The sequence below is a fragment of the Carnobacterium sp. genome (assembly GCF_040274425.1).
The window spans coordinates 1-6,349 of the sequence record NZ_JBEMBC010000106.1; the positions used below are offsets into that span (position 1 = coordinate 1).

Below are 6,349 nucleotides of genomic sequence, written 5' to 3' on the forward strand. Positions count from 1 at the left end.
CTTATAACGACAACACCCACAATCAGTCGTTATAAGTGCCAACTTTTGCCGTTGCTAGCCGCCAATTTAGGTGTTCCTAAAACCCCTTTGACCTTGATATACTAACCTCAATTTTTACGCAAATTACTTAACCTTTAAATCTATATAATATTAATTTATATAGACAACTTATTTAAATTATGTCTGTATGTCTTAATGAATTATAGAAATCAACAATTAAAGTGATGATCTTAAGACGGAGTATAATGATGAATCGTTGAAATTCTATGTGAATTCCGTAGAATTATTAACGTTACCTCATAAGAAATAATAGAAGCAATAATAGATTAAAAAAACGAAAAAGTATTGATTACTTAAGCAAATGAAGAGTCACTAAGTATCACTTAGAATGCTTCAACTGTAGTTGCTAAAAAAGATTGCGTGGTTTAATCATCGATTTGAATTATCAAATTGCTTTGTATGGTGAAGAGTTCGTTTATATTGATATTCGGACAAGCGATTCCGACAAAATATCTTAAAATATTTAACGATGTCAGATAGGAATTACGTGAGTTAGCTTTATCTGTGGCATTAGAAAAAGGTCTAGTGAACATGCTAATTTTTTCATCTGGAAGTTGAAGCAGAGCATGAAGAACTAGTCGCAAACACATCTGAACAACGTCAAGTAATGTAATCATCTAAGATAATTTTATATATCATTTTTTATACCAGATGGCCAATGCCTTTCTGGTATTTTTTGTTTTCCAATTTAAGTATACGGTGGGATGGTCAGAACTACTAGTGGGTGTCAGCATGATGCCCTTACTTCATTTATTCCCAGTCTTAGCTAAACTATCTTCCACCTCGTCTAGTTCATTCGCTTGGGTTAGGTCAAAAATATTTCGAGTGCTTCATCAAAAATATTCCTGTTCATTATATAAGTGTAGGCAAGACTCCATCATTATTTCTCATTATCAATTTAAAAAAAGTGGGCGAGGCTCCATCCAAAAATCTCCTGTTCAAACCAAAATGATAGGCGAGGCTCCATCCAAAAATCTCCTGTTCAAACCAAAAGAATAGGCAAGGTTTTGAAAAAAAATCTTGCATTCACTCCAAAGGGGCAGGTTAGGAATCAGGAAAAATTCTTCAAAAAATTTTCAAAGGCAAGGGTAGGCTTTTTCAAAAATATACCTTACCAAAATGAAAGGCCTAACGGAAAAAGGCACTTTTTCACAAACTTTTTGTTGATACAAGTCGCTTCAAAAGCCTATTAAATCAAGGTTTAAACTGCATCAACAAACTGCATAAAGTGGTGCATTAGTGCATCAACTTGTAACAAGCTTGTATCAAGTTTAAGGGTGCTAAAAAGCAAGTAGAAATAAGGGTTTTACCCACTTCCGCTTTAACTGTTGTTACAAGGTTGATACAACTTGTATCAAGAAAATGATAAAAATGCACCATTTTCCCTTATGCTCTTTCACCATTTTTCACCATTCACAAAGTATGCCTACCTTACCTAGTAAAGCCTAGCAAGGTCAAACGGATAAAAAGTATCTTTATATAGACGAGCCTTCAAAGGTCATAGGCGCAAATTAAAGGTGAGATTTGAAAGGGGCGGCAAGATGATTAAAGAGAGAATGGAAGGTTGGAATGTCACAACTTTACTTTCAAGTGCAATCCGAATCATAGACTAATGGAAGAATAAAATACATAAATCAAAAAAGATGAACAAATAAATCATTATCTTTCAAACTATTATATGTCAGCACACTATAGTTCTATCTCTTTACTATGTTTCTTATTTAGTAGATTGACAAAACGATTAAATGTAACTATTATTGTTACATAGGAGTGATTTACATGATTAATACCCGTCTTTCTGTTGCAATTCATATCTTGGCTTTGATCGCCATTAAGCCCAATCTTTCTTCTGATCAAATCGCTGATAGTGTGACGACAAATCCTGTTGTCATCAGGAGAATAAGCAGCGATCTTAAAAAAGCAGGGTTACTGACTTCTCGGGCTGGAATAACTGGATCTTCATTAACCAAGAATCCTAAGGAAATTACACTTTTAGATATCTATAAGGCAATTAATTTGGAAAGAGAGCTATTTTCTATACATGAAAAGCCAAACCCAAATTGTCCAGTCGGCAAAAATATACAGGGAACATTAGATGATACATTTAATGACGTCCAAACTGCTATGGAAAAAGAACTAGGGAATAAAACATTGCAAGCAGTAATCGATCATCTTTCTGAATAGAGGGATGATCTTTTTATAAAAATTAAACATTTTGTTGTTGACAAAACAACCTGTAACAAATATAGTTACATTAGGCTGATCAACCAAACTTAAAAGTTTGCTCTCATAAACTAATAAGAGAAATTTTTTTTGAATCAATTGTAACTGATAAAGTTACAATTGATTCAAAAATAAAGGAGTCTATTAATAAAATGAAAAAATCGTTATTATCAATCGCTTTTGTCATAGGTACCGCTGTTGTACTAGCAGCCTGCAGTCAAACAAACAGCTCGGAATCAATAGAAGAAAACACACAAAAAAATCAGGAGGTAAATGAAATGACTAATAAAGAAAAGGCAGTAGCAGTTTTAGAAAGTTTGCAAAGCGGAGAAAAGAAAGCGGCTGAGGAATTTGTCAGCGCTGAACAATACATCCAGCACAACTTGACTTTCGAGGATGGTAGAGAAGGATTGATTGGTTCACTTGATTACTTGAAATCTATCGACACTCAGGTTGACGTGAAGCGTGTTTTAGAAGAGGGAGATCTAGTAGCAGTTCATTCAGAATATGAATTGAATGGTTCAAAAGTTATTTTTGATATTTTTAGATTCGAGGAAGGTAAAATTGTCGAACATTGGGACAACATCCAGGAAAATAGTGCAGATACAGCTAGTGGACACTCTATGACTGATGGAGAAACAACTATAAAAGATAGCGATAAAACAGTTGAAAATAAAGAACTCGTAGAGAACTTTGTGAAAGATGTCTTGATGGGACAAAACCCTGACAATTTGACTTCCTACTTTGATGGCGATAACTACATTCAACACAATCCTAACATTGCAGATGGGCTATCAGAACTAGGAGCAGCCTTGGAAGAATGGGCAAACCAAGGTATTACCATGAACTATGACACCATTCATTTAGTCGTAGCGGAAGGGAACTTTGTATTAACTGTAAGCGAAGGCACCTTAGCGGAACCCATACGTCTTTCTATGATTTGTTCAGAATAGAAAACGGTAAGATTGCCGAACACTGGGATGTATTAGAAACGATTCCTTCAAAAGACGAATGGACAAATGAGAACGGTAAATTTTAGCCTCTTCTCATTAGAGGGACTCATATTTTGAGCGGGGATTCCCTAGTTTAGGAGCTACTTCAGTCAATAACCAGGGACATCTCTTTTGATCATACACTTTCAGGTAAAAGTAAAAGAGACAAAAACAGTCAACAAATTTTTATGCTATTAGGAGGCTATATAATGAAAATTGGAATTATTGGAGCAAGTGGAAAAGCAGGAACTGTCATCTTAAAGGAAGCAATCAATCGGAACCATGAAGTGACAGCAATTGTCAGAGATGCGACAAAACTAAAGGAAAAAAATATTTCAGTAATTGAAAAAACAATATTCGACCTTACGTCAGCTGATATCAAGGAATTTGAGGTAGTTGTAAATGCCTTTGGTGCACCTTTAGGAGAAGAACAAGCGCACGTTGATGCGGGACATACTTTGATTGAAGCATTGAAAGGAACAAATACCAGAGCAATTATCGTTGGTGGCGCAGGCAGCCTTTATGTAGATGAAGCTAAAACCATTCAATTGGCTGATACTCCTGAATTTCCAGATGCCTTTGTACCAACAGCTAAAGGCCAGGGACGCAATTTAGAAGAATTACAAGCAACAACTGATATCTCATGGACTTTTATCAGCCCCTCTGCAGTATTCGATGCTGATGGACAAAGAACAGGGTCTTACAAAACTGGAAAAGATCACTTACTAGTTAATTCTAAAAATGAAAGTTATATCAGTTATGCAGACTACGCGATTGCTGTTTTAGATGAAATTGAAAACCCACAACATTTAAATGAGCGATTCACCATCGTTGGTGAAGCTGAATAAACAGGGGAAATATGAAATAGATTCTATCTCTATATCCTCTATTTTTATAAGATTTATAAAAAATTAAAACAATGAATTCGTTAATGTCGACGGATTTATATAACGAAAGGAAAATTAATTTTTATGAAAAAAGTATTATATATCACTGCGAATCCGAATGATGCTACTCAATCTTACAGCATAGCTGCAGGGGAGGCCTTCATTAACTCATACAAAGAAAAAAATCCTGAACATGAAGTTTTACATTTAGATCTTTATAAAGAAAACATCCCACAGATTGATGGAGATGTATTTAGCGGATGGGGGAAATTAGGATCTGGACAATCCTTTGAAGAACTTACTGCCGAAGAAGGAGCTAAAGTTAGTCGTCTTGCTGAGCTTGTTGAACAGTTTGTAGCTTACGATAAATATGTATTTGTTACTCCACTTTGGAACTTCTCTTATCCGCCAGTAATGAAAGCATATCTAGATGCAGTCTCTTCAGCAGGGAAAACGTTTAGATATAGCGATCAAGGTCAAGCAATTGGGTTGTTAACGGACAAGAAAGCACTTCATATCCAAGCACGCGGAGGTTTCTATTCCGAATTTCCAGCCGCAGATCTAGAATCAGGTCATCGCCATCTTCAAATAATGATGCAATTTTTTGGTGTCCCTACTTTTGAAGGACTTTTTGTCGAAGGACACAATAAGGCTCCTGAACAAGCACAGGAAATCAAAGAAGATGTTATTCTACGCGCAAAAGAACTTGCGTTAAACTTCTAATGAAAGGACTGAATTTATAATGGAAAAAAATCTTGAATTAATTTATGTATGGGATGCATACTGTGGTTGGTGCCACGGTTTCTCTAAAAGTCTGAAAGAATTTCATGAGAATCATCCTGAATTGCCTCTGAAAATTGTGTCTGGCGGTCTGTTTTCTAAACAACCTATCGGCAATTTCCCACACATTCCAGAAGCCAATAAGAGGATCCATAAACTTTTAGGTGCCAAATTTGGTCCTGCCTATCAATCCTTATTGGAGGAAGGGACTGCTATCATTGATTCCGAAGATGCGGCAATCGGATTTGCTGCATTGCGTTCATTTGCGCCAGATCGTGCATATTATTTCGCTGCAGCCATGCAACAGGCATTTTATCATGATGGCAAGAGCCTGAGTGATTTGGAAACTTACCGAGAAATTGCTATCGCAAACGGACTAGACCCAGAAGCGGTCGTAACAAAAATAGAAGATAAAGATTGCAAAGAAGAAGCATTAAACGATTTTAGAAAAGCTCGACAACTTGGGGTTACCAGCTATCCAACATTGCTTTTGAAAAAAGGCGATGAATTGATTTCTTTTGGTGGGTCCGATATGACTCCAGAAAAACTTGAAGCACGTTTGGCAAACCTTATTTCTTAATGTGAGTAGTTGACTATTGAGATTATATCCAACGGTTTGTTGAACAACGGTATTTTTATCAAATGAGCTAATATTGCCGCACCCTTTTAGGGTGCGGTTTTTATTATAATTTACAGTGGACACCTTGTCACCAAACATGAGAATCTGAAAAGAGTTTATTTTTCATTACGACTACTCTATTATGGGCACTGGCATTCTTTTATTTTTCGCTTCAAATTATCCAGAAGGATGGGGTTTGTTTTATCATCGAATTATTCTTCTTATCATTGGACTTGTTGTGGCCCTTCTTTTTTATTAAATTTATAAAGTATCAGTTACTTATTATACAAGTAAGTAGAATGCTTTATACCCGTATTTAAGGTAGTTTCTTTTTTGTGGTCATAACTTAAGACTAATGATCATGGATTAATAAACATTACCATCCCACTTTTATTTATGAGTCTTTATGGGGTTTAGTTGGTTTCGCCTTGTTGCTCCTTTTGCGGAACAAGAATCAATTCCTTCGCCAAGGAGAAGTGGCGCTCAGCTATGTCATTTGGTATTCAGCAGGAAGGTTTTTTATTGAAGGCATGCGGACAGACAGCTTATGGATAGGCGATTTCTTACGAGTTTCACAAGGCTTGTCCCTCGTTTTGTTCGTAGCAGCACTGGGTGTTTTGATGTATCGCAGGTACTATACCTATCCGCCAGTACCCTATTATAAGGATGAGCCCAAACTGTCCAAAGCAGCAAATTAAGGAGGTAAAGATCTGCTAGACAGATGGCAGTTAATTAACAGAGAGACCGACAAAGTGGAAATGGAAGGAGCATTGCAAGAGATTCTGGAA

The 6,349-nt window shown here is 36.2% G+C and carries 5 protein-coding genes and 1 pseudogene; all 6 read left to right on the top strand.

Annotation, left to right across the window (positions count from 1 at the left end; genetic code table 11):
* The first annotated feature begins 1,839 nt into the window (after positions 1–1,839).
* Complete coding sequence (locus ABS911_RS13570) at positions 1,840–2,244, top strand: Rrf2 family transcriptional regulator (RefSeq protein WP_350468007.1); 405 nt, start codon at positions 1,840–1,842, stop codon at positions 2,242–2,244.
* A gap of 191 nt (positions 2,245–2,435) precedes the next feature.
* A complete protein-coding gene (locus ABS911_RS13575) occupies positions 2,436–3,236 on the top strand; it encodes a nuclear transport factor 2 family protein (protein WP_350468008.1) in 801 nt (266 codons plus the stop codon).
* A 248-nt stretch (positions 3,237–3,484) separates the two neighbouring features.
* Entirely contained in the window at positions 3,485–4,123 is a 639-nt protein-coding gene (locus ABS911_RS13580) for an NAD(P)-dependent oxidoreductase (protein ID WP_350468009.1), read from the top strand.
* 123 nt (positions 4,124–4,246) lie between these two features.
* The gene (locus tag ABS911_RS13585) at positions 4,247–4,885 is read left to right on the top strand and encodes an FMN-dependent NADH-azoreductase (RefSeq protein ID WP_350468010.1); all 639 of its coding nucleotides are present in this window, start codon (positions 4,247–4,249) and stop codon (positions 4,883–4,885) included.
* Between the two features lie 19 nt (positions 4,886–4,904).
* Complete coding sequence (locus ABS911_RS13590) at positions 4,905–5,522, top strand: DsbA family protein (protein WP_350468011.1); 618 nt, start codon at positions 4,905–4,907, stop codon at positions 5,520–5,522.
* Between the two features lie 413 nt (positions 5,523–5,935).
* Positions 5,936–6,259: pseudogene (locus tag ABS911_RS13595) on the top strand (prolipoprotein diacylglyceryl transferase family protein); the annotation flags it as partial.
* Positions 6,260–6,349 lie beyond the last annotated feature (90 nt).